At 74.6% G+C, this 26,624-nt stretch carries 23 protein-coding genes; 18 read left to right on the forward strand and 5 right to left on the reverse strand.

Features of this window, described 5'->3' with window-relative positions; translation table 11 throughout:
• Positions 1 to 34: 34 nt before the first annotated feature.
• The 4 genes from ABZ452_RS24205 to ABZ452_RS24220 form a co-directional block, all read right to left on the reverse strand.
• Positions 35 to 3,229 (reverse strand): penicillin acylase family protein, encoded by a 3,195-nt coding sequence (locus ABZ452_RS24205; protein ID WP_357946971.1) that lies wholly within the window; start codon positions 3,227 to 3,229, stop codon positions 35 to 37.
• 194 nt (positions 3,230 to 3,423) lie between these two features.
• A complete protein-coding gene (locus ABZ452_RS24210) occupies positions 3,424 to 4,509 on the reverse strand; it encodes an endonuclease/exonuclease/phosphatase family protein (protein ID WP_357946973.1) in 1,086 nt (361 codons plus the stop codon).
• Between the two features lie 96 nt (positions 4,510 to 4,605).
• Complete coding sequence (locus tag ABZ452_RS24215; protein WP_357946976.1) at positions 4,606 to 5,019, reverse strand: VOC family protein; 414 nt, start codon at positions 5,017 to 5,019, stop codon at positions 4,606 to 4,608.
• A gap of 142 nt (positions 5,020 to 5,161) precedes the next feature.
• Positions 5,162 to 6,295 (reverse strand): N-acetylmuramoyl-L-alanine amidase, encoded by a 1,134-nt coding sequence (locus ABZ452_RS24220; protein ID WP_357946979.1) that lies wholly within the window; start codon positions 6,293 to 6,295, stop codon positions 5,162 to 5,164.
• A 222-nt stretch (positions 6,296 to 6,517) separates the two neighbouring features.
• On the opposite strand from ABZ452_RS24220, the gene ABZ452_RS24225 reads away from it, so the two are divergent.
• The 14 genes from ABZ452_RS24225 to ABZ452_RS24290 all read left to right on the forward strand — a co-directional run bounded on the left by ABZ452_RS24225 (position 6,518) and on the right by ABZ452_RS24290 (position 23,469).
• A complete protein-coding gene (locus ABZ452_RS24225) occupies positions 6,518 to 6,964 on the forward strand; it encodes a thioredoxin family protein (RefSeq protein ID WP_357946982.1) in 447 nt (148 codons plus the stop codon).
• A 114-nt stretch (positions 6,965 to 7,078) separates the two neighbouring features.
• The gene (locus tag ABZ452_RS24230) at positions 7,079 to 7,519 is read left to right on the forward strand and encodes a DUF4395 domain-containing protein (protein ID WP_357946985.1); all 441 of its coding nucleotides are present in this window, start codon (positions 7,079 to 7,081) and stop codon (positions 7,517 to 7,519) included.
• Between the two features lie 185 nt (positions 7,520 to 7,704).
• Positions 7,705 to 8,796 carry a LacI family DNA-binding transcriptional regulator gene (locus tag ABZ452_RS24235; RefSeq protein WP_357946987.1) on the forward strand — a complete coding sequence of 364 codons (1,092 nt, stop codon included), beginning with the start codon at positions 7,705 to 7,707 and terminating at the stop codon, positions 8,794 to 8,796.
• Positions 8,793 to 9,725, forward strand: a complete 933-nt coding sequence (locus tag ABZ452_RS24240; protein WP_357946990.1) for a sugar ABC transporter permease — start codon at positions 8,793 to 8,795, stop codon at positions 9,723 to 9,725. The genes ABZ452_RS24235 and ABZ452_RS24240 overlap by 4 nt, the downstream gene beginning before the upstream one ends.
• Before the next feature lies 1 nt (position 9,726).
• Positions 9,727 to 10,566 carry a carbohydrate ABC transporter permease gene (locus ABZ452_RS24245; RefSeq protein ID WP_189196988.1) on the forward strand — a complete coding sequence of 280 codons (840 nt, stop codon included), beginning with the start codon at positions 9,727 to 9,729 and terminating at the stop codon, positions 10,564 to 10,566.
• Positions 10,567 to 10,607: 41 nt separating this feature from the next.
• On the forward strand, positions 10,608 to 11,903 hold the full coding sequence (locus tag ABZ452_RS24250; protein ID WP_357946993.1) for a sugar ABC transporter substrate-binding protein: 1,296 nt from the start codon (positions 10,608 to 10,610) through the stop codon (positions 11,901 to 11,903).
• A gap of 2 nt (positions 11,904 to 11,905) precedes the next feature.
• Entirely contained in the window at positions 11,906 to 13,039 is a 1,134-nt protein-coding gene (locus ABZ452_RS24255; protein WP_357946995.1) for an ADP-ribosylglycohydrolase family protein, read from the forward strand.
• Positions 13,036 to 14,439 carry an ADP-ribosylglycohydrolase family protein gene (locus ABZ452_RS24260; protein ID WP_357946998.1) on the forward strand — a complete coding sequence of 468 codons (1,404 nt, stop codon included), beginning with the start codon at positions 13,036 to 13,038 and terminating at the stop codon, positions 14,437 to 14,439. The genes ABZ452_RS24255 and ABZ452_RS24260 overlap by 4 nt, the downstream gene beginning before the upstream one ends.
• A gap of 20 nt (positions 14,440 to 14,459) precedes the next feature.
• Positions 14,460 to 15,425 (forward strand): PfkB family carbohydrate kinase, encoded by a 966-nt coding sequence (locus ABZ452_RS24265; protein ID WP_357947301.1) that lies wholly within the window; start codon positions 14,460 to 14,462, stop codon positions 15,423 to 15,425.
• Positions 15,422 to 17,371, forward strand: coding sequence for an SUMF1/EgtB/PvdO family nonheme iron enzyme (locus tag ABZ452_RS24270; protein ID WP_357947001.1), 1,950 nt, complete (start codon positions 15,422 to 15,424; stop codon positions 17,369 to 17,371). The genes ABZ452_RS24265 and ABZ452_RS24270 overlap by 4 nt, the downstream gene beginning before the upstream one ends.
• Positions 17,368 to 19,518 carry an alpha/beta hydrolase-fold protein gene (locus ABZ452_RS24275; RefSeq protein WP_357947003.1) on the forward strand — a complete coding sequence of 717 codons (2,151 nt, stop codon included), beginning with the start codon at positions 17,368 to 17,370 and terminating at the stop codon, positions 19,516 to 19,518. The genes ABZ452_RS24270 and ABZ452_RS24275 overlap by 4 nt, the downstream gene beginning before the upstream one ends.
• A complete protein-coding gene (locus tag ABZ452_RS24280; protein ID WP_357947006.1) occupies positions 19,515 to 20,708 on the forward strand; it encodes a CoA transferase in 1,194 nt (397 codons plus the stop codon). The genes ABZ452_RS24275 and ABZ452_RS24280 overlap by 4 nt, the downstream gene beginning before the upstream one ends.
• On the forward strand, positions 20,708 to 21,529 hold the full coding sequence (locus ABZ452_RS24285; protein WP_357947009.1) for an aldolase/citrate lyase family protein: 822 nt from the start codon (positions 20,708 to 20,710) through the stop codon (positions 21,527 to 21,529). Before ABZ452_RS24280 ends, ABZ452_RS24285 begins: the two co-directional genes overlap by 1 nt.
• 158 nt (positions 21,530 to 21,687) lie before the next feature.
• Positions 21,688 to 23,469 (forward strand): hypothetical protein, encoded by a 1,782-nt coding sequence (locus ABZ452_RS24290; RefSeq protein WP_357947011.1) that lies wholly within the window; start codon positions 21,688 to 21,690, stop codon positions 23,467 to 23,469.
• Between the two features lie 17 nt (positions 23,470 to 23,486).
• Here ABZ452_RS24290 and ABZ452_RS24295 read toward each other — a convergent pair whose 3' ends face one another.
• Entirely contained in the window at positions 23,487 to 23,783 is a 297-nt protein-coding gene (locus tag ABZ452_RS24295) for a hypothetical protein (protein WP_357947014.1), read from the reverse strand.
• A 90-nt stretch (positions 23,784 to 23,873) separates the two neighbouring features.
• Between ABZ452_RS24295 and ABZ452_RS24300 the strand changes: the two genes are divergently transcribed.
• From ABZ452_RS24300 to ABZ452_RS24315, 4 genes are all read left to right on the forward strand, one after another.
• Positions 23,874 to 24,056: a hypothetical protein gene (locus ABZ452_RS24300; RefSeq protein ID WP_357947017.1), complete on the forward strand. Its 183-nt coding sequence runs from the start codon at positions 23,874 to 23,876 to the stop codon at positions 24,054 to 24,056.
• Positions 24,057 to 24,234: 178 nt separating this feature from the next.
• The gene (locus ABZ452_RS24305) at positions 24,235 to 25,158 is read left to right on the forward strand and encodes an SPFH domain-containing protein (RefSeq protein ID WP_357947020.1); all 924 of its coding nucleotides are present in this window, start codon (positions 24,235 to 24,237) and stop codon (positions 25,156 to 25,158) included.
• 42 nt (positions 25,159 to 25,200) lie between these two features.
• On the forward strand, positions 25,201 to 25,548 hold the full coding sequence (locus ABZ452_RS24310) for a PadR family transcriptional regulator (protein ID WP_357947022.1): 348 nt from the start codon (positions 25,201 to 25,203) through the stop codon (positions 25,546 to 25,548).
• Positions 25,545 to 26,621: a hypothetical protein gene (locus tag ABZ452_RS24315; protein ID WP_357947025.1), complete on the forward strand. Its 1,077-nt coding sequence runs from the start codon at positions 25,545 to 25,547 to the stop codon at positions 26,619 to 26,621. The genes ABZ452_RS24310 and ABZ452_RS24315 overlap by 4 nt, the downstream gene beginning before the upstream one ends.
• The last annotated feature ends 3 nt before the right edge of the window (positions 26,622 to 26,624 follow it).

Consider the following 26,624-nt stretch of genomic DNA (forward strand, 5'->3'; position numbering starts at 1 on the left):
GGCGGGTGCGGTCCCGCCGGCCGGCCGGCCGGTGTCACCGACCGTAGACCTCGAACTCGTAGAGCGAGAAGCCGTACGAGGTGGCCCGCTTGACCCCGTACATCCGCACGTAGCGGGCGCTGACCGGGGCCAGGGTGACGTTGTCCGTCCCGCCGTTGCCGGCCGTGGTGCTGAACACCGGCTGCCAGGCGCTGCCGTCCGCGGACACCTCGATCCGGTACGCGCTGCCGTACGCGGCCTCCCAGCGCAGCACCACCCGGCCCACGGTGCGGGCCGAGCCGAGGTCGACCCGGATCCACTGGTTGTCGTTGTAGCTGCTGGCCCAGCGGCTGCCCAGGCTGCCGTCGACCGCCTTGTCCGGGGTGTGGCTGGTGAGGAACTGGGTGCTCGACGCGGTCGCTGCGCGCCCCTGGGCCAGGTTGGTGACGTCGTCGCCGCGGCGCGCCGGGAACGAGACGACCTGCTGGTAGGTGGGGCGGTTCTGCCAGGCGATCAGCGGGTGGGTGATGCCGCCGAGCCCGGACTGGGCGATGGCGTCGGCGCACCACTGGTCGCCCGCTCCGCACGACTTGTCGCCCGGGTAGACCGTGGTGGCCGGCGCCGCGGCCGCCTGCGCGAGGGTGTCGAGCAGGCTCTGCCGGCAGGCCCCGAGGTTGCCGTTGCCGCAGTACGGCCGGCCCAGCCCACCGGCCACCGGGTCGCCGAGCACGGTGCGGATGTCCTTGTCGACGTAACCCCACCAGCCGTACTGGAAGGAGGAGCCCTTGTGCGGCTGGCCCGCAAGGGCCCAGACGGCGCTGCCGTCGCGGCCGCCGTTCTGGCCGCCGGACGGCGCCTCGTTGACCTCGATGGCGTCCACCAGCGCGGCGTACAGGTCGGGGCCGAGGCCGGGCCGGAACTCCGCGGCGGCCAGCAGCGGCCACCAGGCGTCGAAGATCCGGATGGCGTCGGCGTGCTGGTAGACCTTGGATCCGGGAGCGGTCTCCACCCGGCGGGCGCCGGCCTGCTGCCAGGCCCGCAGCTTGGCCACCGCGTCGGCCAGCCCCGGGTCGGTGACCGGCGCGCTGCCGAGCACCCGGAGCAGGTCGCCGAGGACCTGCTGGCCCCGCAGGTCGGTGACCGCGGCGTCGGCCATGATCCGCACCACGTCGGCCCGGCCCAGCTTGCGCTGGGCGATCGCGGCGCGCACCGGGCCGTCCAGGAGTTGCGCCCGGTGCACGGCCCCGAAGCTGAAGTTGCCGTCGGCGGCGCCGAAGTCCCGGGCCTGCTTGTTGTTCCAGCTGACGTAGTAGTCCTGGTTCATCGACTGCGGGTGGGCGGCGGCCGGGGTGTAGGTGGCCGTGTTGGTGTCCGCGTTCCAGCCGACCCACTCGTTGGCCGCCTCGGCCCGGGTGGGCAGGTTGGGGTCGGCCGTGGACGGCCGGACCGGGTTGGCTCCGGAGTTGAAGTAGGCGGCCTCGGTCGAGTTGACGTAGAACCAGTTGAACGCGTAGCCGACGTTCGCGGCGGACTGCTGGAACGCGGCCGCCGAGCCCATCGCGGCCGGGTCGTTGTACGCCTGGAAGCCGATCGCCGAGTCGGCCTCGTGCCGGTAGGTCGAGCGCAGCTTCGTGAACGCGGTCGGCTGCCCGTTCACCAGCCCCCGGTAGGCGACGAGCCCGTAGCGGGTGCGCAGGGCGCGCAGCGTGTACGAGCCGGCCGGCGTGGAGTCGGCCAGCGTCGGCGACCACGAGTTGCGGTGTTCGATGACCTCCATGGCCACGCACTGCCCGTGCCACAGGTAGCGGGTCGACGCGAGCGTCGGGGCGCTGCCGTCGGTGGTGCACAGCGGCACCGCGTACGTGTCGGTCAGGTCCTGGGCGGCGGAGGTGGCGCTCCACGCGTAGTCCTGGCCCCGGCCGAGCAGCACGTACAGGTTCAGCCCGGCGAAGGCGGCGCCGCGGGCGCTCACCCCCGGCCCCTGCAGTTCCTGGAGCATGAGCAGTTGCGGCGCGAAGTAGCCGGTCTGCGGGCCGAACACGGCGATCGGGTTGCCGGTGGTGGTGTGCCGGCCGGAGACCACCACGGCGTTGGACATCCCGTGGGACCGCAGCCCGGTGAGGCCGCTGAGCAGGCCCTCCGTGCTGGCGCTGCCGCCGCCGGCCCGGGCGGTGGTCGCCCCACCGGTCGGGTCGTAGGCGAGCGGCTCGGCCACGACGCTGCCGGCGTCGGGGAGCACGGCGCCGGTCGCGCCCGGCGGGGTGGCGCCGTACGGGAAGCTCTGCCCGTCGTGGAGGGTCAGCACGGTCTCCGGGTCGTTCTGGGACCGGAACGCCTGCCAGACCCGGTCGCCCTCGGTGGCGCCGTACTTCGCCCGGGCGGCCACCCGGACCAGGGCGGACTGGATCTCGGATCCGCCGCCCCCGCCGAACAGGCCGCCGACGACGCCGGCCGTGGCGATCAGGTCGGTCATGGTGAAGTGCGTCGGCTTGCCGGCGCCGGCCAGGACGTACTCGCCGGGGTAGTTGTCGTCGGCGATGGACTTGTCGACGTAGGCGTTGACACCGGCGATGTAGTCGATGACGTCGTCGTAGAGCTGCTGGCCCCGGGCGCCCTTCTGGCGCAGCGCGTCGACCTGGGCCTGCAGGTCCGCCTCGGTGTAGGGCGAGTTGGCCCAGATGCTCTGCTCCAGCTCGCGGTTGCCGGGAGCGCCGCCGGCGAAGGAGGTGAGCGTGCCCCGGCCGGCGTGCCGCAGCAGGTCCATCACCCAGAGCCGGTCCTGGGCCCCGGCGTAGCCGGCGCCGAACATGGTGCCCGAGCGGGTGGTGCCGGTGACGTGCGGGACGCCGGTCGCCTTGTCGCGCACGATGGTGACGTCGGCGCGGGGCCGCACGGTGCTCTCGACCTGCCCGTCGGGCACGCCGAAGGAGGCGTCGTTGTAGAACTGCGCGATCTGCTCGTCGGTGAGCCCGGCGTAGCCGTAGACCAGGTTCGCGTACTCGTCGAGCTGGTCGCTGGAGTGCGCGGGGCGGGTGCCGAGCGCCTGGTGGGCGAGGATCGCGGCGAGGGTGGCGTTGCCGTTCTCGCCGGGCGGCAGGATGTCGGCGCACTGGCCGAGGCAGTAGTCGCCGGGGGCGAAGGTGGTGGCGGCGAGCGCCGGTGACGGTGGGACGACCGTCAGGGCGCTCGCCGCCGCGGTGAGGGTCGCGACCAGGGCCGCGAGCCGGGCACGGGTGGTGGGACGGGGCATGCGGATCCTCCGGTGTGCGGAGTCGGGCCGGGGCTGCGCCCGGCTACCGCTTGCCGACGTCTCGCCCTCCGTGCCCGGGCGTCACACCCGGAGGTGAGAGTGACTCATGTCTACCTCCGGGTAATGATTGATGGCGTTCCATGCCTCGGGATAGGTGCCGTTCACCAGGCGCGAATGCCGACGTTTCGGATCAACTACGGCAGGGCGAGCACGGCCTGGTGTCCCAGGTGGTCGGACGGCCACCGGCCGGCGGGGGTCTGCCGCTCGGTGCCGAAGACCTCGCTGGACACCGGCACCACCGTGCCGCGGACCAGCACCATGTCGATCCGGTGCTCGACGTCGTCGGCCGGCTCGGTCAGGTCGTCGCCCAGGCCGGAGGTATTGCCGGGATCGCCCGGGTGCAGGATCGGCCAGGTGTCGACCATCCCGCCGGCGACCAGGGCGAGGTATGCCAGCCGGTTGTTCGGGTCGGGCAGGTCTGGCCCGCTGTTCAGGTCACCGAGGAGGATCAGCCGGCCGGGCACGCTCAGCGGGCCGCGCAGCAGCTCCTGGGCCTGCAGCAGGCGTACGCCGGGGTGGAACGCCTCCAGGTGGGTGTTGACGAACCGGAAGGCGCGGTTGCCCAGCGTGGCGTCCACGGCCGTCCAGCCGCGGGTGCTCGTGGCCGTGCCGCCGGTGGCGGCGAGCGGGAAGACCAGGTTGTTGACGAAGTTGCCCGACGAGGTGGCGTTCACCTTGATCCGGCCGCCGTGCCGCACCAGGATCACGTCCCGCATGGTGAGGCGGACGTCCCGCAGGTGCGGCGCCCCGGCCGGGGCTTCCAGGTCCGCCTCGTCCCGCACCACGACGACGTCGTACCGGTGGCCGGACCCGGCCAGCTGCGCCATCAGCAGGGCCAGGTAGTCGTAGCGGACCTCGGTGGCCGGGGCCGGGTCGCCGAGCGGCCCGGTGCGCCAGAGGGCCACCTCCTGGAGGCCGACCAGGTCGGGCTTGCGCTCGCGGATCTCGTCGGCGATCAGGGCCGCCCGGGCCGGGAAGTCGACCAGGTCCACGTGGCTCAGCAGGGCGGCGTTCGCGGCCAGGAACGCCGGCAGGGTCGGCGCCCCGATCGACGGCGTGAGATCGCCGCCCAGGTAGAGGTTGCGGGTCAGCACCGAGACCTTGGGCCCGGCTTCCGCGTGTGCGGGCGGGGCGACGAGGCCCAGGCCGGCCACCGCGAGGGCGGCCGCGGTGGCCAGCCTGGCGAGGCGTCGGAGGTGTGCGCGAAGGCTGCCGTCCATGACTGTCGTCCTTCCCGGCGGGATCCTTGATCGGCGTACGCTAACGCCGGTCACGCCACCGTGGACACCGCCGTTCGGGCCACCTCAGCCCGGCGGTCAGGCCTGGGGCTGACCGATGTCCACCATCCAGGACATGCCGAACCGGTCCACGCACATGCCGAACTCGTCGCCCCACATCTGCTTCTCCAGCGGCATGGTGACGGTGCCGCCCTCGGCGAGCTGCTCCCACCAGCGGCGCAGGTCGTCCGCGTCGTCGCCGCTCAGGCTGATCGCCATGTTGGTGCCCGGGGTGGATTCCATCCCGGGCGGCGTGTCGGAGGCCATCAGCGTGAAACCGCTGGGCGTCTCCAGTTGCGCGTGCATGATCCGGTCGGCCAACTGCGGGTCCGGGTTGCCGAACTCGCCGAAGGTGTTCATCCGCAGGTCGCCGCCGAACACCCGCTGGTAGTACTCCATCGCCTCCCGGGCGTTGTCCCGGAAGCTCAGGTACGGATTCAGTCTGGACGTCATCGTCTCGCCTCCTCGGTGTCGTGACCTGGGCATCGTCGCAGAGGGACGGGCCGCGGCCTACGAGGCGCGACGGGCGAGTGTGGACGGCAACGGTGGGGGTGGCGCCGTTGCCACCCCCACCGTCTTCCCCGCCGGTGCGCCGTCAGTTCTTCTGGAACGACTGACGCACCACACCCCCCACCAGGGCGCACCAGGTGGTGGTGCTGACCTTGCCGTTCGGCGCCAGTCCGTGCAGGCGCTGCAGGTCCTGGAGGGCCTTCTTGGTCGGGTGGTCGTACACGCCGGTGACCGTCACGTCGGCGTAGCCCTTGAGGTTGAGCATGAACTGCACGGCCTGCACCGGGATGCCGGTGGCGTCCTTGTCCAGCTCGGGCGCGAGGGTCTCCCACGTCGGGGCCGTGAGGGTGGCGTCGATGTCGACCGGGATGCCGTTGCGCGCCTGCCAGTCCGCCACGGCCGCCACGGTGGCCGCGTCGAACACGCCGGTGACCGGGACGGTGTAGCCGCGGAAGGTGAGCAGGTACTGCGCCACCTGCACCACCGGGCCGCCGACGAAGCGCCAGATGTCCGGCCAGCGGCGGGCCGGCACGTCGGCCAGGTGGGTGCCGAGCTTGCGGAAGACCCGGCGGCGCAGGGCCGGGAACTCCCGGTAGAACATCGCGCCCGGGCACTGCGTCGCCCGGAAGTCCCAGTGGCCGAAGATGTCGTGCGCGTGCAGGCCGTACTGCCGGCAGATGGCGGTGCAGAGTTTCACCAGCGAGTCGAACAGCTCCTCGGGCGGCGTCTCGGTGACGTAGGTGCCCTCGTTCTCGATGCCGATGGCCCGGCCGTTCTCGCCGGGGCAGTGCGCCGAGATCATCTGCCGGTCGCCGGCCTGCAGGCGCTCCAGGCTGCCGTGCCGTCCCTCCAGGACGTGGCCGCCCCGGCTGACCGTGAAGTGCTGGCCGGTGTCCGACCAGCGGTTGGTGTCCATGTGCAGGTCCTGGCAGTCGCGGGCGAGCTGCTTGGCGTGTTCCTCGGAGTAGTCCGTGCTGTTCGGGAACGCCATGTGGTGCACGATGATCTTGTTGGTCGCGATCGCGCTGATCGACAGCGGGTCCGCCGGCGGGCGGGCGCCCCATTCGTCGCAGCTGATGATCCAGTCGAGGTCCGCGCCCGGCGCGGCCTGCGCGGCGGCGGGGAGGGCGAGTTCGCTCCCGACGACCGCCACCGCGGCGGCGCCGAGGCCGGCCCGCAGCAGGGTACGACGGTCCAGCTCGGGGTGGTCGAAGTGCATGGCATCTCCTCAATGGCCCGACGGGTGTGCGGGCATGTAAAGGAACTCCAACTGCTGCGCGCGAAGTGGAGAATATTGCCAGAATCGGCCGGCGCGCCAGAGGACAAATGCGACTATCGCTGATCGCGGGACCTTCTCTCCTACCGCGGGAGTAGGCGATGTCACGTCCGGTGGCTGGGACGGCGAGCCCTCCGCCGCCGGTCGCCGTGGCAGCCTGGAGCCGTGCAGCCGCCCCGCCTGACCGGTGTCCTGGTGCTCGTCGCGGTGCTCGCGACCGCCGCCGCCTTCGGCTGGTGGCGACGCCGCCGCGACGGCCGGCTGCGGGCCGTGTCCCCGGCCGGCCACGCGCCGCACCGGGCCGCGCTGGCCGCTCTCGGGGTCCGCCCCGGTGTGGTCACGCTGGTCCAGTTCTCCGCCCCGGTCTGCGCGCCCTGCCGGGCCGCCCGCCGGGTGCTCGAGGACGTCGCAGCGCGGCTCGACGGCGTCACCCTGCTGGAGGTGGGCGTCGAGGAGCACCTCGACCGGGCCCGCGAGCTGGACGTCTGGCGTACCCCGACGGTGCTGCTGGTGGACGGCGGCGGCCGGATCGTCCGGCGGGCCGCGGGCGTCCCGGACCGGGCGGACCTGCTCGCCGCGCTCGCGCCGCTCACCGCCGGGGCGGGGGCGTGACCGGGGTCCGGTTGATCCGGCGGCGGGTCGTGGACCACGGGCGGCTCGCGGCGAGCCTCTGTGCGCCGATCGCCACCGCCTGACCGACCCCCACGCCACCGAACGGAAGCCCTCATGCTGCTCGACCCTCGCGGGCCGCGGTTCGCCGCCGCCGTCACCACCGTCGTCCTCGCCGTCGCCCTGGTCACCGGCTCCGGCTGGCTCGTCCTGGCCCAGGCCGTCGTCTTCGCGCTGACCGCCGCCCACCCGCGGACCGGCCCGTACGGCCTGCTCTTCCGTGCCCTGGTCGCGCCCCGGCTGGCCCCGCCGGCCGAGCTGGAGCCGGCCGCCCCGGTCCGCTTCGCCCAGCTCGTCGGCCTCGCCTTCGCCACGGCCGGCGCGATCGGCTGGCTGGCCGGCGTGCCGCTGCTCGGGCTGGTCGCCACCGCGGCGGCGCTCGCCGCGGCGTTCCTCAACGCGGCGTTCAGGCTCTGCCTCGGCTGCGAGGCCTACCTGGCGATCCGCCGCCTCACCGGCCGCCCGCTCGCCGCCCACACCCCGGCAGCCCGACGCTGACTTGCCGCCATCTCGCCGAGCTGGCGGGGTCGGGGCCGGCGGGATGCCGCTACCTCGGCGACCTGAAGTGGACCTAGCTAGGCCAGCACTGTTGGAAACGTTTTCGTAACGAGCCCTTGACCTCGTCGTTCCGTTGGGCGCAGACTCCCGGAAACGTTTACAGCAAGCAGCTGGAGGTGCGGGGCGTGGGTCGTAAACGTTTACAGGAGTCGGCCGACGGCCGGCCCACCGTCCACACCGTCGCCGCCCGCGCCGGTGTCTCCATCGCCTCCGCCTCGCGCGTGCTCAACGGCGTCGGCGGAAGCCCGGAGACCATCCGTAAGGTGCGCGAGGCCGCGGCCGAGGTCGGGTACGTGCCCAACGCCATCGCCCGCTCCCTCCAGTCGCAGCGCACCGGCCTCGTGGCGCTCGCCGTCGAGGACATCGGCAACCCGGTGTACGTCGAGATGATGCGGGCCATCGAGTCCGTGGTCGCCGCGTCCGGCCGGCAGCTCCTGGTGCACGCCACCGGCGGGCGGATCGACAACGAGACCGCCCTGCTGCGCCGGCTGGCCCACCGCTACGTCGACGGGATGATCGTCTCGCCGATCCGGGTCACCGACGACCACCTCGCCGCGCTGGTCGACAGCCCGGTGCCGGTGGTCGTGGTCGGGCAGCTCGCCGCCGACGCGCCCGTCGACAACGTCCGCACCGACTCGCGTACCGGCGTGGGGTTGGCCGTCGACCACCTGGTCGCCGCCGGACGGCGGCGGATCGGATTCGTCAACGGCCCGCTCGACACCGTCCCGGGCGCGGCCCGCGACGCCGGCTTCCGGGCCGCCCTCGCCCGGCACGGCATCGCGCTCGACGAGCGCCTCGTCGAGGTCGGCGACTTCCGCTACGCGGCCGGTCGGGCCGCCACCGAACGCCTCCTCGCCCGGGCCGCCCCCGACGCGCTGGTCTGCGCCAACGACCTCATCGCCGTCGGCGCGCTGCACGCCCTGCTCGCCGCCGGCCGGCGCGTCCCCGACGACGTGGCGCTGGTCGGCATGGACGACACCGAGCTGGCCCGGATGACGTTCCCGCAGCTCTCCAGCGTCTCCCTCGGCTCGGCCGAGCGCGGTCGCCGCGCCGCCGAACTGCTGCTGTCGCGCATCGCCGACCCGGCCCTGCCGCCGCGCCGCGAGCAGGTCGCCCCCAGCCTCGCCGTGCGCGCCTCCAGCGCAACGGCACCGCTGTCCGTTCCCGCGCCGGCCGAGCCGGCGCCCGCGCCGCGTACCCCGGAGGTGACGGCATGACCACGGTGGCCGAACGGCCCGACGTCGCCCGCGCCGACGGGCCCCGCAAGGCCCGGTCCCGCTCCGACCGGCTCGGCATCTACCTGCTGCTGCTCCCGTCCCTGCTGCCCATCGTGGTGCTGTCGGTCTTCCCGCTGGTGCGGGGCATCTACCTCGGCTTCACCGACGCCCGGGCGGGCCGCAACGTCGAGATCAGCTTCACCGGGCTGGCCAACTACCGGGAGCTGCTCGGCGACGAGCTGTTCTGGAACTCGTTCAAGATCGGCCTGCTCTGGGCGGTCGGGGTGACCGTGCTCCAGTTCGTGCTCGCCCTGGGCCTGGCGCTGCTGCTCAACCAGCAACTGCGCTTCCGCGGCCTGGCCCGGGTGCTGGCCGTGGTGCCGTGGGCGATGCCCCCGGTGGTGGTCGGGATCCTGTGGAAGCTGGTCTACCACCCGGACGCCGGCCTGCTGAACGAGTTCTTCCACCGGGTCGGCGCGGACGGGCTGCGCACCAACTGGCTCGGCGACTTCAGCACGGCGCTGCCCGCGGTCATCCTCGTCGGCGTCTGGGCCGGCATGCCGCAGACCACCGTGGTGCTCCTCGCCGGCTTGCAGGGCGTGCCGCGCGAGCTGCACGAGGCGGCCGCCGTGGACGGCGCGAGCACCTGGCACCGGTTCCGCAACGTCACCCTGCCCGCCATCGCGCCCGTCGTCGTGGCGATCACCTCGCTGGACTTCATCTGGAACTTCAACTCGTTCGGCCTGGTCTACGTGCTCACCGCGGGCGGGCCGGGCGGCAAGACCATGCTGCCGATGCTCTTCGCCTACGAGGAGGCGTTCCGCTACGGCAACTACGGCTACGCCGCCGCCCTCGGCAACGTCATGGTCGTGATCATCGTCGCGCTGCTCGCGGTCTACCTGCGGCGCCGACTCCGGGAGGCGAACTGACATGTTCGGAAAGCCGAGCCGCACCGGGCGGACCCTCCAGTACGTCGCGCTGACCGGCTACCTGATCTTCCTCGGGTTCCCGCTGGTCTGGCTGCTCTCCACCGCGTTCAAGCCGCCGCGCGAGCTGGTGCGGCTGCACCCCACGCTCATCCCGAGCAACCCCACCGTGCAGAACTTCGTGCAGGCGTTCACCGAGCAGCAGCTCGGCCGGGCCGCGCTGAACAGCCTTCAGGTGTCGCTCGCCTCGGCGGTGCTCACCGTGCTGGTCGCGCTGCCCGCCTCGTACGCCCTCGCGCGGTTCCGGACCAGGCTCGGCACCGTCGCGCTGGGCTGGGTGCTGCTGTCGCAGCTCTTCCCGTTCGTGCTGCTGATCATCCCGATCTTCCTGATCCTGCGGCAGGTCGGGCTGGCCAACACCCACGCCGGGCTGGTGCTGATCTACGTGGTCTGGGCGCTGCCGTTCGCCCTGTGGATGCTCCAGGGCTTCGTCCGCAACATCCCGCGCGAGCTGGAGGAGGCGGCCAGCGTCGACGGCGCCAGCCGGCTCCAGGTGCTGCGCCGGGTGGTCTTCCCGCTGCTCGCGCCGGGCATCGTGGCGACCGCGCTGTTCTCCTTCATCTCCGCCTGGAACGAGTTCTTCTTCGCGCTGGTGCTGGTCAAGACACCCGAGCTGGCGACCCTACCGGTCGCCCTGGCCCGGTTCGTCGGCATCGAGGGCACCGCCCGCCTGGGCCCCCTGGCGGCCGGTTCGCTGCTGGCCACCCTGCCGAGCCTGATCTTCTTCGCGGTCATGCAACGCCGCCTCTCGTCCGGGTCGCTCGCCGGCGCGGTCAAGGGCTGACCACCACATCCCCCACACCCATCACCAAGGAGGAATCCCCCATGCTCCGTAGCAGGTTCCGTCGACTCGCCGCGGCCGCCGCGGTCGCGGTCGTCGGGCTCGGCGCCCTCACCGCGTGCGGTGACGGCGGCGGTGAGGACGAGAACTCGTCCGGCCCGGTCAAGCTGCGCTTCCTCAGCCTCGCCTGGCAGAAGGAGTCGCTGCAGGCCAACAAGGACCTGGTCGCCAAGTGGAACGCCGAGCACCCGGACATCCAGGTCGAGTACGTCCAGGGCGACTGGAACTCCATCCACGACCAGCTCGTCACCTCGTTCGAGGGCGGCGACGTGGCCGACGTCGTGCACTACGAGGCCTCGGCGATCGGCGAGTTCAGCAAGCAGGGCTACCTGACCGACGTCTCCAAGCTGCTCAGCGACGACTTCAAGGGCCAGATCGACCCGGGCGTCTGGGACACCGCCACCTTCGACGGCAAGGTCACCGGCGTGCCGTTCCTGCTGGAGTCGCAGGTCGTCATCGCCAACAAGAAGCTCCTCGACGCCGCCGGGATCGCCGTGCCGCCCGCCGACGGCGGCTGGACCTGGGACGAGTTCCAGGCCAACGCCCAGAAGCTCACCAAGCCCGGCCAGTACGGCGCCGCGTGGGCGCTCAAGTCGCCCACCAACCGGGTGCTGAACCTGGCGCTCAACTACGACGGCAAGTTCTTCTACAGCGACGGCGGCAAGACCGAGGTCAAGGTCGGCGACGCGGAGAAGGAGGTGCCGAAGCGGATCCACGACATGCTCTACACCAGCAAGTCGGCCTCCCCGGAGGCGCTGGGCATGAGCGGCGCGGACACCCTGCCCGGCTTCTTCGGCGGCAAGTACGCCATGCTCCCCGGCTCGGTCTCGCTGCGCCAGCAGATGGTCGAGCAGGCCCCGGCCGGCTTCGAGTGGGTGACCCTCCCGCCGATCAAGGGCCTCTCCGCCAAGCAGGCGGCCAACCCGCAGACCCTGTCCATCGCCGAGGACAGCAAGCACAAGAAGCAGGCCGCGCAGTTCCTGGAGTGGTTCCTGAACCCGACCAACATGGCCGCCCTGGCCAAGGGTGACTGGCTGGTGCCCACCGGCAAGCAGGCCAACCAGGAGCTGGTCAAGCTCACGAACGGCAAGCAGGGCTGGGACGTCGCCGCGGACAGCGCCGCCGACCTGACCGTCGCCCCGTTCCAGAAGGCCGACGGCTACCCGGAGTGGAAGACCAAGTACGCCACCCCGGCCCTCCAGCAGTACTTCGCCAACAAGATCACCCTGGACCAGCTCGGCACGCAGCTGGTCGACGGTGGCAAGCAGGTTCTGAGGTAACCATGTCACTCTTGCTCGACACGTCGGTCGGTTGCCTGGTCGGCGCCGCCGTGGGCGACGCCCTCGGCGGGGCCACCGAGACGGCACTCCCGGAGCAGATCCGCGCCCGCTTCGGCGGCTGGGTCGAGGGGATCGTCCCCCCGTACCACGCCGACTGGGCCACCGCGCGGCCACTCGCGCCGTACCACAAGGGCGACGGGCACATCACCGACGACACGTTGATGACCCACGCCCTGGTCCGGGCGTACGCGGCCAAGCGGGACCACCTCGACGCGTACGACGTGGTGGAACTGCTCGTACCCGACCTGATCGAGCGGGTGGTGTACATCCCGGACCTGGAGCGGGAGGGGGTGACCTTCCACCGCCTGGCCGCGGCCGAGCGGTGGTTGGTCACCCGCCTGCACCACGCCCACGCCGACCCGCGCGAGGCGGGCGTCGGCAACATCGTCAACTGCGGCGCCGCCATGTACATGGCGCCGGTCGGCATCGTCAACGCCGGCGACCCGGCCGGGGCGTACGCCGAGGCCGTGGAGATCGCCGGGGCGCACCAGCACAGCTACGGCCGGGAGGCCGCGGCGGTCTTCGCCGCCGCGGTCGCCGCGGCCGCGACCCCCGGCGCGAGCGTCGACGACGTCGTGGCCGCCGCCCTCGACCTGGCCCGCGACGGCACCCGCGCCGCCATCGACGCGGTGGTCAAGGAGGCCCGCGGCCACGACGACTGGAAGGCCGCCATCCCGGCGCTGCGCGCCGCGGTGGCCCCCTACGACACGGTGGGGGAGGAGTACCGCAGCCCCGGCCTGGGCGCCCGCCGCCCGAGCCGGCTGCACGCCATCGAGGAACTGCCGGTGGCGCTGGGCATGCTCGTCGTGGCCGGCGGCGACTACCGGGCGGCCGTGCTCGGCTCGGTCAACTACGGCCGGGACGCCGACTCCACCGCCACCATGGCCGGCGCCATCGCCGGTGCGCTCGGCGGCGCGACCGCCGTGCCGGCCGAGTGGTCGGACGTCGTCGCGACCGCGTCCCGCACCGACCTGATCGAGCCCGCGAGGGTCCTCGCCGAGGTCGCCACCGAGGTGTTCGACCGCGACCGGGAGCGCTTCGCCCGGCGCGCCGAGCGGTTCGGCGGGCTGGCATGAGCGCTGCCGGCGCGGCGGCCGCCGGCCGGCCGAGGGGGACGGCCGGCGGCCTGCGGCTGACCTGGGTGCAGCCGGAGGACCTGCTGCCGCACGAACTGGCCGCGAGCCGCGACGAGGGCCGCGACGTCACCGCCCTGGCCGACCGCTGGGCGGCGGCCGGCGGCGACGTCACGGCCCCGGTCAGCGGGGCCTCGCCGGTGCCGGCCCCGCCGGCGTTGCGGGCCCTCGCCGTCGACCTGCTCGACGCGGCCGACGCGCTGCCCGGCCCGGACGCGACCGACGAGCCCGACGACCTCGACGGGGTCCGCAAGACCTGGCCGGGCGCCTGGGACCTGCCGACCACCGTCGAGCGGGACCGGCTGCACGGCGGCTGGCTCGGCCGGGCGGCCGGCTGCCTGCTCGGCAAGCCGGTGGAGAAGATCCCCCGCCACGGGATCCGGGAGATCCTCACCGCCACCGGCCGGTGGCCGCTGCGCGACTGGTTCACCGCGCAGGGGCTGCCGGCCGACGTGGCCGCCCGCTGGCCGTGGAACCGGCGCAGCGCACCGACCAGCCTCGCCGAGAACATCGCCGGCATGCCCGAGGACGACGACCTCAACTTCCCGCTACTGGCGCTGCGGGTCCTGGAGACCCACGGACCCGGCTTCACGAGCGCCGACGTGGCCCAGGCCTGGCTGGACTGGCTGCCCGCCGGGCGGGTCTTCACCGCCGAGCGGGTCGCCTACCGCAACCTGCTGCTCGGCCTCACCCCGCCGGACACCGCCCGCCGGCACAACCCGTTCCGGGAGTGGATCGGCGCGCAGATCCGCACCGACGTGTACGGCTGGACCAACCCGGGCCGCCCCGACCGGGCCGCCGAGGCCGCCTGGCGGGACGCGGCCGTCAGCCACGTCCGGGCCGGGGCGTACGGGGCGATCTGGGTGGCCGCCCTGGCCGCGGCCGCGCCGGTGGCCGGTGACGTCGACGCGGTGCTGGACGCCGGCGAGTCGGTGCTGCCCCCGGGCAGCCGGTTCACCGCCGCCGTCCGTGAGGCGCGCGCCCTGGGCGCCGCCGGTGACGACTGGGAGAGCATCGTGGACACCCTCTACGCGCGGCACGGCCACCTGCACTGGGTGCACGTCCGCAACAACGCGGCCCTGGTCGCGGCGGCCCTCGCGTACGGGCGGGGCGACCTGGAACGGTCCATCTGCGCGGTGGTCGCCGGCGGCTGGGACACCGACTCCAACGGCGCCACCGTCGGCGCGGTCACCGGCGCGCTCACCGGCGCCGCCCGGCTGCCGGGGCGCTGGGTGGCGCCGCTGCGCAACCGGCTGGCCAGCAGCATCGCCGGCTTCGACGGCATCGGTTTCGACGCCCTGGCCGACCGTACCCTCGCCCTGGCCCACCGGGGTGCGGCGTGAGCGCGAGGAGTGAGCCGGGCCTGCGAGCCCCGCAGTCGCGAACAGAGCCGACCCGGAGCGCCCGGGTGGTCGTGGTCGGCAGCGCCAACCTGGACCTCGTGGTCACCGCGCCGCAGCTGCCCCGCCCCGGCGAGACCGTGCTCGGCGACGACTTCCGGATGGTGCCCGGCGGGAAGGGCGCCAACCAGGCGGTCGCCGCCGCCCGGGCCGGCGCCGACTGCGCCTTCGTGGGCGCGATCGGCGGCGACGGGTTCGGCGGGCTGCTGCGGGACAACCTGGCCTCCGCCGGCGTCGACGTGGCCGGCCTGCGCACCGTCGACGGGCCGTCCGGGGTCGCGCTCATCGCCGTCGACCACGCGGCGGAGAACTGCATCGTGGTCGCACCCGGCGCGAACGGCGCGCTGACCCTCGACGACGCCGACCGCGACGCGGTGGCGGCGGCCGGCGTGCTGCTGCTGCAACTGGAGGTGCCCCTCGCGGAGGTCACCCGGGCCGCCGGCTGGGCCCGCGCCGGCGGCGCCGCCGTGGTGCTCAACGCCGCCCCGGCCCGGCCGCTGCCCGCCGAACTGCTCGACCTCGTCGACGTGCTGGTGGTCAACGAGCACGAGGCCGCGGTCGTCGCCGGGGTGTTCACCGACAAGCCGGCGGCGCTGCTCGACACGCTGGTCGGCCTCGTGCCCCGGGTGGTGCTCACCCTCGGCGCGCGCGGGGCCGCCTACGCCGACCGGGACGGCGCCCGGATCGAGGTGCCGGCCCCGAAGGTCGACGCGGTGGACACCACGGCCGCCGGTGACGCGTTCACCGGCGCGCTCGCGGTCGCCCTGGCCGAACGCGGCGGGCTCACCGGGGACACCGCCACGGCCGTGCTGCGCTGGGCGTGCGCCGCCGGCGCGGCCTGTGCCGAGCGACCCGGCGCCTCCACCGCCCTGCCCGAGCGGGCCGCCATCGACGCGCTCGCCGCCGCCACCTACGGAGAGGTCCAGTGAGTTTCAACCCGTACGTGCCGCGGCCGATCGACCAGCCCACCGAGGTCCCGCTCGGCGGGCACGCCGACCTGACCACCCTGGACGAGGCGAAGATCTTCGCCGCTCCCGACGACCCCGCCGACTGGCCCGCCTGGCGGGAGCAGCTCACCCGGTGGCGGGCCGACGCCCGCGCCCGGCTCGGCTACACGGGCGCGCACTACGACGAGATCGCCGGGGACTGCTTCAGCGTCTGCCTCGCCTGGCTCTGGGACGAGACGCTGTACGACCACGACCGCGGGGAGTTCACCGTCGAGGCGTTCCTCGACGCGGCGCGGCGCGACTTCGGCGGCTTCGACGGGGTGGTGCTCTGGCACGCGTACCCGGTGATCGGCCTGGACGAGCGCAACCAGTTCGACTGGTACCGCGACGTGCCGGAGCTGCCCGAGGTGGTCCGCGCGTTCCAGGCCGCCGGGGTCCGGGTGTTCGTCGACTACAACCCGTGGGACACCGGCACGCGGCGGGAGCCCGGCGCCGACGCCGAGGAGGTAGCCGCGCTGGCCGACCGGCTCGGCGTCGACGGCGTCTTCCTGGACACCCTCAAGGAGGGCGCGGGCGAGCTGCGCAAGGCCCTCGACGCGGTCCGCCCCGGCCTGGTCCTGGAGGGGGAGAGCCGGGTGCCGCTGGCCCGGATCGAGGACCACGCCATGTCCTGGGCGCAGTGGTTCGCCGACTCCGACACCCCCGGCGTGCTGCGGGCCAAGTGGTTCGAACGCCGGCACGTCCTGCACCACACCCGCCGCTGGCACCGCGACCACCTCGACGAGCTGCACTCCGCCTGGCTCAACGGCTGCGGCGTGCTGGTCTGGGAGAGCGTCTTCGGCGTCTGGGTCGGCTGGAACGAGCGGGACCGGGCCGTGCTGCGGGCCATGCGCCGGGTGCAGGCCAGCCACACCGCGTGGTTGCGCGCCGAGGACTGGGTGCCGCTCGCCGACCACCCCGGCGCCGGCCAGGTTTACGCGTCCCGCTGGACCCACGACGACCAGCCGCTCTGGACGGTGGTCAACCGGGGCGCCGACCACGACGGCCCCTGGCTGCTCACCGACGCCCGGCCGGGGCGTTTCGTCGACCTGGTCACCGGCGCCGAGCTGACCGTCACCGAACAGGAGGACGGCCGGGTCGCCGTCGGCGGGACGCTGCCCGCCGGGGCGATCGCCGCCGTGGTCGCCACCGAGACGCCGGTGCCCCGGCACGAGCCGCCGACCGGGGACCCGTCGTTCCCGGCCCGCGCCGCCGTGCGCGCCCGCACCCCCTGGTCGCCCCTCGCGGCCCTGCCCGACGGCATGGTCACCGTCCCCGGTGGCCGGCACGAGCTGACCGTGCGTCACCGGGTCCGGGAGACCGGCCTCTACGGCGAGGCCCCGTACGTCGACGAGTGGAAGCCGCTGCCGCCGCGCCTGCACCACACCGGCACCCTGCGCCGGCAGGTCCGGCTCGGCCGCTTCGCCATCGACACCCACGAGGTCACCCACGGCCAGTACGCCCGCTTCCTCGCCGCCACCGGCTACCGGCCGGTCCGGCCCGAGCGGTTCACCGCCGGGCAGGGGCCCGCCGACGCCCCGGTCACCGGGGTCGACCTCGCCGACGCCCGGGCGTACGCCGACTGGGCCGGGCTGCGGCTGCCCACCGAGGACGAGTGGCAGGTGGCCGCCCAGGCGGGCCTGCTGGCCCGGCGGGAACCCCTCGTCTGGAACCTTACCGAGAGCGAGCACTCCGACGGGCGTACCCGGTTCGTCATCCTCAAGGGCGGCTGCGCCTACCGGGCGGAGGGCTCCGACTGGTATCTCGACGGCGGCCCGCAGCCGCCGGACGTGTCGGTGAAGCTGCTGCTCACCGGCGCCGGCCTGACCCGCTCTGCCTCGATCGGCTTCCGCTGCGCCGCCGACCTGCCCCAAGGAGCCCTCGGATGAGAAGAGCCTGGCGCCCCGGCGCCGCCCTCGTCGCCCTGCTGACCGCCGTCGGGCTCGCCGGCCTCGCGCCGGAGACCGCCGTCGCCGGCAAGGAGCGGTCCGGCACCCTCACCACCGCCGCCGCCCCCTCGCCGGCCCTCGGCGCCGACATCGACTACACCGTCTACCTGCCGCACGGCTACGCCGACGCGGCGAACGCCGGCACCCGCTACCCGGTGCTCTACCTGCTGCACGGGCGCGGCGACACCATGCAGGCGTGGACCCGGGTGAAGAGCGACCTGGACCGGCTCATCGCCGACGGCGAGGTGCCGCCGGTGATCGCCGTGCTGCCGGACGCGCCGTGGAGCGAGCGCGGCAACTGGTACGTCGACTCCGCGTACACCGGCGCCGACCGCCCCGGCCGGCCGGTGGAGACCGCGCTCACCCGCGACCTCGTGGCCCACGTCGACGCCACCTACCGCACCGCCGCGCACCGCGACGCCCGGCTGGTCGGCGGCTACTCGATGGGCGGCGCCGGCGCGCTGCGCTACGCGCTCGCCCACCAGGACCTGTTCGCCAACGCGCTGGTGCTCAGCCCCGCCGTCTACCGGCCGCTGCCGCCGGCCGACTCCTCGGCCCGCGAGTACGGCGCGTTCGGCGACGGCGACCAGCCCTTCTCCGACGAGGTGTACGAGCGGCTGAACTACCCGGCCCTGCTGCCCGGCCTCGACCCGGAGTCGCCGGTGCGGATGTTCATCGCCGTGGGCGACGACGAGTGGGCCAACCCCGACCCGGCCGACGCCGCGCACGACCTCGACTACGAGGCGGCGACCCTCTACAACACCGTTCGCCGCGCCGACGGCGTCGCCGCCGAGTTCCGCGTCCTCGACGGCGGGCACGACTGGGACGTCTGGCGGCCCGCGTTCGTCGACGGCCTGAAGCACCTGGCCGCCACGCTCAGCGTCACCCCGCCGGCCGGGCTGCCCGCCCCGGTGCACGGCACCGCCGGCGCCGACTGGGCCGGCGGGGTCGCCGCCCACGCCGACGGCGACGTCACCCTCGGCTACGCGGCCTCCGGGGCCGTCGCCGGCCAGCCGTACGCCGGCGGCCTCGACGCCGTGGTCACCCGGCTCGCCGCCGACCACCGTACGGTCCGCTGGACCAGCCAGTTCGGCACCACCGCCAACGACCGGCTCTACGGCACCGTGCCGCTGCCCGACGGCGGCGTGCTCACCGCCGGGTACACCCGCGGCGACCTCGACGGCCGGCACCCGGGCAGCCCCGCCGACGACGCGTTCGTGGCGAAGCTGACCGCCACCGGGCAGCGGGCCTGGCTGACCCAGGCCGGCGATCCCGCCAAGGCCGACCGGTTCTACGCGATCGCCGCCGCCCCCGACGGCGGGGCCTACGTCGCCGGCTACACCAGCGGCGCGTTCGGCGGGACGAGCGCCGGCGACAAGGACGCCGTGCTCGCCCGGATCGCCCCGGACGGCACCCTCGCCTGGACCCGGCAGTTCGGCGGCCCCGGCGAGGACAAGGCGTACGCCGTCGCGGCCGACGCGAACGGCGTCTACGTGGCCGGCGGCACGTCCGGCGCGCTGCCCGGCACGACAGCGCTCGGCGGCGCCGACGGCTGGCTCGCCCGGTTCACCCCGGACGGCACGCGCGACTGGCTCACCGTGGCCGGCGGCACGGGCGACGACCTGCTCGGCGGCGTCACCGTCACCGGCGCCGGCCAGGTCGTGGCCACCGGCGCCACGGCGGGCGACGTGCTCACCGTGGCGTACACCGCGAAGGGCGCGCAGCGCTGGCGGACCGTCACCGGCGGGCGCGGCGCGGACGCCGGCACGGACGTGCTGGCCCTCGCCGACGGCACCGTCGCGGTGGTCGGCTTCACCGGCAGCACCCTCGGCGTGCCGGCCGGCGGCGCGGACGTGCTCACCCTGCGCCTCGACGGCAAGGGCCGGCAGGTCGCCGTCGCCCAGTACGGCACGGCCCGCGACGACGCGGCCGACCCGTTCGGCGAGGAGAACGTCTACGCCACCGTCGGGCCCGACGGCCGGCTGCTGGTCAGCGGCCGCACCGCCGGCACACCCGCGGGCGGCGCCGCGCTCGGCAACGGCGACGTGTTCCTGGCCGCCGTCGACCCGGTGAAGGGGACGCCATGACCACGACCGCCCCGCTGCACGGCGTCAAGGTCGTCGACCTGGCCACCCTCTTCGCCGGCCCGCTGGCCGCCGCGTTCCTCGGCGACTTCGGCGCCGACGTGGTCAAGGTGGAGCATCCCGCCAAGCCGGACCCGTCCCGGGGGCACGGCCCCGCGAAGGACGGCGTCGGCCTGTGGTGGAAGGTGCTCGGCCGCAACAAGCGGACCGTCACGCTCAACCTCTCCGACCCGCAGGGCGCCGAGCTGCTGCGCCGGCTGCTCGCCGACGCCGACGTGCTGGTGGAGAACTTCCGCCCCGGCACCCTGGAACGCTGGGGTCTCGGCCCGGACGAGCTGCACGCGGTCAACCCCCGGCTGGTCATCGCCCGGATCAGCGGCTTCGGGCAGATCGGCCCGTACGCGCCCCGGCCCGGGTTCGGCACCCTCGCCGAGGCGATGAGCGGGTTCGCCGCGGCCACCGGGGAACCCGACGGGCCGCCCACGCTGCCCCCGTTCGGGCTGGCCGACTCGGTCACCGCGCTCGCCGCCGCGTACGCGGTCATGCTGGCCCTGCGCGGCCGCGACCTGACCGGCCGGGGCCAGGTGGTCGACCTCGCCATCATCGAGCCGATCATGGCGATGCTCGGCCCGCAGATCACCTGGTACGACCAGCTCGGCTACGTGCAGCCCCGGCTGGGCAACCGGTCCAACAACAACGCCCCGCGCAACACCTACCGCTGCGCCGACGGGCGGTGGGTGGCCGTGTCCACCAGCGCGCAGAGCATCGCCGAACGGGTGGTCCGGCTCGTCGGCCGCCCGGAACTGGTCGACGAGCCGTGGTTCGCCACCGGCAGCGGCCGGGCCGCGCACGCCGACGAACTCGACGCTGCGGTCGGTGCGTGGGTGGCGAAGCGGGACCGCGACGAGGTGGTGGCCGCGTTCGAGGCGGCCCAGGCCGCCGTGGCCCCCGTCTACGACGTGCGGGACATCCTCGCCGACCCGCAGTACGCGGCGCTCGGCACCGTCGTCACCGTCCCCGACGAGGAACTGGGCGAGGTGCGGATGCAGAATGTGCCGTTCCGGATGTCGGAGAGCCCGGGGGAGATCCGGCACGCCGGCCGCCGGCACGGTCAGGACACCGACACGGTGTTCGGCGCGCTCGGCCTGACCGGCGACGAACTGGCCGCGCTGCGCGAGCGCGGGGTGATCTGATGCTGCTCACCTGGCTCTACGTGCCCGGCGACCGGCCCGACCGGTTCGCCAAGGCGGTCGCCGCCGGGGCCGACGCGGTCATCCTCGACCTGGAGGACGCCGTCGTCGCCGGCCGCAAGGCGTACGCCCGGGACGCCGTCGCCGAATTCCTCGCCGACCCGCAGCCGCTGCCTGTGCAGGTGCGGGTCAACGAGCTGACCGGCCCGGACGTCGACGCCGACCTGACCGCCGTCGCCGGCCGGCCGGGGCTGGCCGGGCTGCGCCTGCCCAAGGTGGAGTCACCGGCGACCGTGGCCGCGGTGGCCGCCCGGGTCGACGCCCCGCTGCACCCGCTGGTCGAGTCGGCCGTCGGGCTGGAGTCCGCGTACGCCATCGCGGCCGCCCACCCGGCGGTGGCCTCGCTCGGGCTAGGCGAGGCCGACCTCCGCTCCGACCTGGGCGTCGCCGACGACGACGGCCTGCTCTGGGCCCGCGGCCGGATCGTGGTGGCGGCCCGCGCGGCCGGCCTGCCGCCGCCGGCCATGTCGGTGTACGCCGACGTGGCCGACCTCGACGGGCTGGCCGCCTCCTGCGCGGCCGGCCGGCGGCTCGGCTTCCTCGGCCGGGCCGCCATCCACCCGCGCCAACTGCCGGTGATCGCCGCCGCGTTCCGCCCCGCCGGCCGCGAGGTGGACCGGGCCCGGGAACTGCTCGACGCGGTCGCCGACGCGCAGCTGCGCGACTCCGGCACCGTGGTGCTGCCCGACGGGCGGTTCGCCGACCGCGCCATGGTGGCCGCCGCCCGCCGCGTGATCGACCTGGCCGCCCGCTACGCCGCCTGAACCCGCAGTCCTTTACCGATCGCTACGCGGCCCGGCCCTTCGCCGCCCGCTACCCGCACTGGCCCGCCGTGCTCCGCGGTCCGCACGATCGCCGGATGCCGGGCCGGCGCGGACGTCCGTACGCTGGCCCGGGCCGGCACGGGGAGCGGGGGAGCGGCATGGGCGAACGGGCGCGGCTGGACCGGCGGAGCCTCCTCGCCGCCGCCGGTGGCCTCGCGGTCGCCGGGATCGGCGTGCCGGTCGGCCTGGCCGCCACCGGCGACCCGCCGGCGCCGGCCCGCGGACGGCGGCCGATCAGCATGGCCATGCACCTGCACGCCTCGTTCAGCGAGGGCGTCGCCAGCTACGCCGCCCACCTCGACCAGGCCCGCCGCAACGCCGTCGACGTGCTCTGGTGGACCGACCACGACTTCCGCGTCGCCGCCCACGACCACCGCCGGACCGTCCACTTCGACGGCCCGGAGGAACCCGAGGGCGGGCTGGCCTGGACCTGGAAGGCGTCCACCGAGGGCCGGCTCACCGCGTCCGCCGCCGACTTCGTGCCCGCCCCGCACGCCGACGGCGACCCCGGCCGCGCGCTGCGGCTCACCGCCGCGGGCGCCGGCATTCTCTGGTACGCCGGCAAGGCGTGGAACTGGACGCACACCGGGAACATCTCCGACACCACCCTGCACCTCGACGTCCTGCCCGAGGCCGCCGGCCCGGACGCCACGCTGATCGTCGAGATCGCGTTGTCCCACCACCCGGCCGGCGCCGGCCGCCCCGCCGGCCAGCTCGTGCTCCGCTATCGCCTCGGCGCGGCGGCCGAGCCGCGGCACCGGGCCGACGGGCGGCACGGCACCGTCGACCTGCCCGCCGCGGCTGGCGCCTGGCGGCGGCACACCCTCGACCTGCTGGCCGACGTGCGACGGCTCTGGCCGGACCTGGTGGCCGGGGACAACTCGCTGCGCGGGCTGCGCCTCGGGGTGCAGGTCGCGGCCGGCGCGCGCGGGGCGTTCGTGGTCGACCGGCTGGTCTTCGACCGGGCCCGGCGCGCCGGGCAGGGCGGCGAGGAGCTGCGGGCCGAGGTGCTGCGCGGCTACGCCGGGGCGTACCCGGGCGTCACCCACCACCGCGCGTACGAGGTGTCGATGGTCCGGCACCTCAACTGGTTCGGCGGCGACCAGACGCTGCCACCCTTCCCGTCGCCGCCCTACCGGGACAACGACGCCGGGGCGACCGAGCGGATGGTGGAGTTCCTGCACGGCCACGGCGGGGTGGTCTGCTGGAACCACCCGCTCGACGTGGAACGCCGCGAGTCCCTCGCCCGGCTGCTGGTGGAGCGGCACGCACTCGGCGTCGACCTGATCGAGATCGGACGCAACCCGGTCGACGACCACCTCTGGGCGTACGACGTGGCGGCCCGCAACGCCATCCCGGTCACGGCCGTCGGGGTGACCGACGACCACGACGGCACCGACTGGCGGGCCGGGCGGGAGCGGCACGTCACGTACGTCTGGGCGGCCTCAACCGGCCGCGACGACCTGGTGGCGGCGCTGCGCGCCGGGCAGGCCTGGTTCACCGACCTGGCGCGCTACCGGGGCGCCCTCGACCTGGAGGTCGGCGGCCGCAGCGCGATGGGCGCCGTGGTGCTCACCGACGCCGACCCGACCGTCCGGCTGCGCGCCACCGACCTGCCGGCCGGCGCGACCGTGGAGGTGGTCACCGGCACGGTCGACCGGGCCGGCGTCGCGGACCCGACCCCCGCGATCCGGACCGGACAGGTGCCGTGGCGGCAGCTTCGCGAGGGCTGGCACGACCTGTCCGTCGACGTCGGCGCCGGCGTGTACGTCCGCACGCAGGTCCGGGGACGCGACGGGGAGATCGTCGGCGCGAGCAACCCGGTCTGGCTGCTACGCCAGGCCCCACCGCACGGCATCCCGATCGACCGCCGCTTCTGAACCGCCGCGACGAGGGCTCACTCGACCAGCCGTCGCCGTGTCCACCCCACAAACCGCACGTACAAGGCATCCGCGCCGGGCATGTCGTCGGGGTTGAGGCGGTACAGGTCGCTCGCGGCGTCGAACAGGCAGCCGGCCATGTGTACGGCCAGTCCCACCGGATCGCCGTCGTAGCTCGCCCGCAGGGCAAGCCTCGCCGTCTGGCACGGCCAGGTCCCGCAGCCTCGTCGGCAGTGCCAGAGCGGACGGATCGCCTGGTGCGCGAGCAGGGCGGGAAGGGCATGGACGCCGGGTGATGTGTCTAGCCGGGGCATGCCCCCATGCTCCCCGTCGCTGTAGTCACATGTCAACGTCTCGTGACGTTGGCGCTCGCATAACACACGCCGCTGTCTACCGTCAATGTCATGGACCTCGTCGGCGCGGCGGAGATTCGGGACATGCTCGGCGGCATCAGCCGCCAGCGCGTCAACGTCATCACGAACGCCAAGGGATTCCCCGACCCGGTCGCCGTTCTCCAGATGGGCAAGGTCTGGCGCAAGCGGGACGTGGAGCGGTGGATCGCCGAGCACCGCCCGATGCAGGACTGACCAGGGCGCACACTCCGATCTTGGAGAGTTTCCGTTCGCTGCAGACGGTAAGTCGCCAAGATTCGCGGCCGCGGCGGCGGGCGGGCGGACCGGTGCGGGCCCTGCGGCAGGCGTGAAGTGCGGGGGAGCGGGTACGCGCGCGGCCGGGAGGCGGGCGCCTCCGGGATCGAGGGGGACCATGGCAGCCGCCGCCGTCGTCGTGCTGGTCATCGTCATCGTGCTCGTGGTGCTCGTGGCCTCGCTGAGCATCCGGCTGGTGCAGCAGTACCAGCGCGGCGTCGTGTTCCGCTTCGGCCGGGTGCTGGAGCGCATCCGGCAGCCGGGATTCCAGCTGATCATCCCGGTTGCCGACCGGATGGTGCGGGTGAGCATGCAGACCACGGTGATCGGGGTGCCCGCGCAGGGCGTGATCACCCGGGACAACGTCACGCTCACCGTCGACGCGGTCGTCTACTACCGGGTGGTCGACCCGGTGAAGGCGCTCGTGAACGTCCGTGACTACCCGTCGGCGGTGCTCCAGGTCGCGCAGACCGCGCTGCGGTCGGTGATCGGCAAGGCGGACCTGGACACCCTGTTGCGCGACCGGGACCGGATCAACGCGGAGCTGAAGACGGTCATCGACGCGCCCACGGAGAAGCCGTGGGGCCTGCTCATCGAGCGGGTGGAGGTCAAGGACGTGTCGCTGCCGGAGGGGATGAAGCGGTCGATGTCCCGCCAGGCCGAGGCGGAGCGGGAGCGCCGGGCCCGGGTGATCGCGGCGGACGGCGAGTTCCAGGCGTCGCGGCGGCTCGCCGACGCCTCGCGGGCGATGGCGAACACGCCGGGGGCGTACCAGCTCCGGCTGCTCCAGACGGTGGTGGACGTGGCGGCGGAGAAGAACAGCACCCTGGTCATGCCGTTCCCGGTCGAGTTGCTGCGCTTCTTCGACCGGCTCGCCGGCGAGGGCCGCGAGCAGGCCGGTCCGGGCGGGCAGGCCGGTCCGGGCGGGCGCACCGGAGCGGGCCCGACGGAGCAGGCGACGCCGGTCGGGCCGGTGCTCGGGCCGGTCACCGAGAGCGTCGCGGCGGCCGCCGAGGGGGACGGCAGCCGGCCGGCCAAGTGACGGTACCGCGTATATGCCGATAGTCGGTATATGCTCGCCGGCATGACCGACAGTCCCCTCCGGGAACCGACGTTCCTGGTCCTCACCGCGCTGGCCGAGACACCGCGGCACGGCTACGCGGTCATCGAGGACGTGCTGCGCATCTCCGACGGGCGGGTCCGGTTGCGCGCCGGCACCCTCTACGCCGTCCTCGACCGGCTCCGCGCCGACGGTCTCATCGAGGTCGACCGCGAGGAGGTGGTGCAGACCCGGCTGCGCCGCTACTACCGCCTCACCGCGCTGGGCGCGACCCGGCTCGCCGACGAGGTGACCCGGCTGCGCCGCAACGCCGACACCGCCGGCCGCCGGCTGCGCGCCGCCGGCCTGCTGCCGGGGGGAGGGGTGGCGTGAGCGCCGCCGAGCTGGAGCGCCGCTACCGCCGGCTGCTCGCCGTCCACCCCTGGGAACACCGCCGGGCGTACGAGGAGGAGATGGTGACGGTCCTCCTCGCCGACGCGCGGCCGGGGCAGACCCGGCCCGGGCTGCGGGACACGGTCGACCTGGTCGGGGCCGGTCTCCGGGCCCGGCTGCGGGTGGGCGCACGGGGGTTCACCGAGCCGGCCTGGGTCGACGCCGCCGCCGTCACCGGCGTCCTGCTGGCGCTGATCCTCTGCGCCGCGGCCGGGCGGAACCTGCTCGACCAGCTCCTGGTCGACCCGTCCCTGCCGCCGCCGATGCGCGGCGTCGGCCCCGATCTCGTCGACTGGCTGCGGGTGGCCGGCTGGGCGGCGGTGGCGGTGACCGCGCTGGCCGGGTTGCCCCGGGTGGCCGCCGGTCTGGCGTGGGCCGGGGTGGCCGGCTGGGCGGTGCTGGTCGGGCCCGGCGTCGTCGACCAGCCGACGTACGTCGTCGACACCCTGCCCCAGTTCGTCCTCGCCGTGGTGGCCGCCGCCGCGCTCACCGTGCCCGCGCCGCCGCGCCGGGCGCCCGCGGTGCTCGGGCCACGGCGGCTGGCCGCCCTGGTGGCCGGTCCGGTCGTGGCGCTCGCCCTGCTGGAGCTGAATCGGGTGACCAGCCCGCTGTTCGAGGTGCGGGACGGCCTGACGAGCTACCAGAGCTTGTACGGGCTGGAAGCCCGCAGCGAGCTGGTGATCTGGCTCTACGTGGCCGGGCTCGGTGCCGCGGCCCTGGCCGTCGTGGTCGCCGTGGCGACGCTCGCCGCGCCGGTGCGCCGGCGGATCGCCGTGCTGCTGGCGCCGGTCGCCGCGCTGGCCCTGGTCATCGACACCACGCTGGCCGGCTGGTCGGTGTCCACCATGCACATGGGACACACCATCCCGCTGGTGCCGGCCCAGTGGCTCATGCTGGTGCTCGTGCCGCCGGTCGCCTTCCTGGCCGGGGTGCTGCTGGTGCGCCGGCGCGAGGAGACGCTGCGGATGGTGGCGCTGGGCCGGGCCGCCGACCGGGAACGGGCCGCCGGCTGAGCC

Source organism: Micromonospora sp. NPDC005707 (genome assembly GCF_040631005.1).
Classification (GTDB): domain Bacteria; phylum Actinomycetota; class Actinomycetes; order Mycobacteriales; family Micromonosporaceae; genus Micromonospora.

Coding starts and splice junctions, on each gene's coding strand:
- ABZ452_RS24245 (WP_189196988.1), top strand. CDS start 9,727: ATGTTCGGAAAGCCGAGCCGCACCGGGCGGACCCTCCAGTACGTCGCG.
- ABZ452_RS24210 (WP_357946973.1), bottom strand. CDS start 4,509: ATGGACGGCAGCCTTCGCGCACACCTCCGACGCCTCGCCAGGCTGGCC.
- ABZ452_RS24300 (WP_357947017.1), top strand. CDS start 23,874: ATGGACCTCGTCGGCGCGGCGGAGATTCGGGACATGCTCGGCGGCATC.
- ABZ452_RS24215 (WP_357946976.1), bottom strand. CDS start 5,019: ATGACGTCCAGACTGAATCCGTACCTGAGCTTCCGGGACAACGCCCGG.
- ABZ452_RS24240 (WP_357946990.1), top strand. CDS start 8,793: ATGACCACGGTGGCCGAACGGCCCGACGTCGCCCGCGCCGACGGGCCC.
- ABZ452_RS24255 (WP_357946995.1), top strand. CDS start 11,906: ATGTCACTCTTGCTCGACACGTCGGTCGGTTGCCTGGTCGGCGCCGCC.
- ABZ452_RS24230 (WP_357946985.1), top strand. CDS start 7,079: ATGCTGCTCGACCCTCGCGGGCCGCGGTTCGCCGCCGCCGTCACCACC.
- ABZ452_RS24290 (WP_357947011.1), top strand. CDS start 21,688: ATGGGCGAACGGGCGCGGCTGGACCGGCGGAGCCTCCTCGCCGCCGCC.
- ABZ452_RS24260 (WP_357946998.1), top strand. CDS start 13,036: ATGAGCGCTGCCGGCGCGGCGGCCGCCGGCCGGCCGAGGGGGACGGCC.
- ABZ452_RS24295 (WP_357947014.1), bottom strand. CDS start 23,783: ATGCCCCGGCTAGACACATCACCCGGCGTCCATGCCCTTCCCGCCCTG.
- ABZ452_RS24305 (WP_357947020.1), top strand. CDS start 24,235: ATGGCAGCCGCCGCCGTCGTCGTGCTGGTCATCGTCATCGTGCTCGTG.
- ABZ452_RS24285 (WP_357947009.1), top strand. CDS start 20,708: ATGCTGCTCACCTGGCTCTACGTGCCCGGCGACCGGCCCGACCGGTTC.
- ABZ452_RS24220 (WP_357946979.1), bottom strand. CDS start 6,295: ATGCACTTCGACCACCCCGAGCTGGACCGTCGTACCCTGCTGCGGGCC.
- ABZ452_RS24275 (WP_357947003.1), top strand. CDS start 17,368: ATGAGAAGAGCCTGGCGCCCCGGCGCCGCCCTCGTCGCCCTGCTGACC.
- ABZ452_RS24280 (WP_357947006.1), top strand. CDS start 19,515: ATGACCACGACCGCCCCGCTGCACGGCGTCAAGGTCGTCGACCTGGCC.
- ABZ452_RS24310 (WP_357947022.1), top strand. CDS start 25,201: ATGACCGACAGTCCCCTCCGGGAACCGACGTTCCTGGTCCTCACCGCG.
- ABZ452_RS24205 (WP_357946971.1), bottom strand. CDS start 3,229: ATGCCCCGTCCCACCACCCGTGCCCGGCTCGCGGCCCTGGTCGCGACC.
- ABZ452_RS24250 (WP_357946993.1), top strand. CDS start 10,608: ATGCTCCGTAGCAGGTTCCGTCGACTCGCCGCGGCCGCCGCGGTCGCG.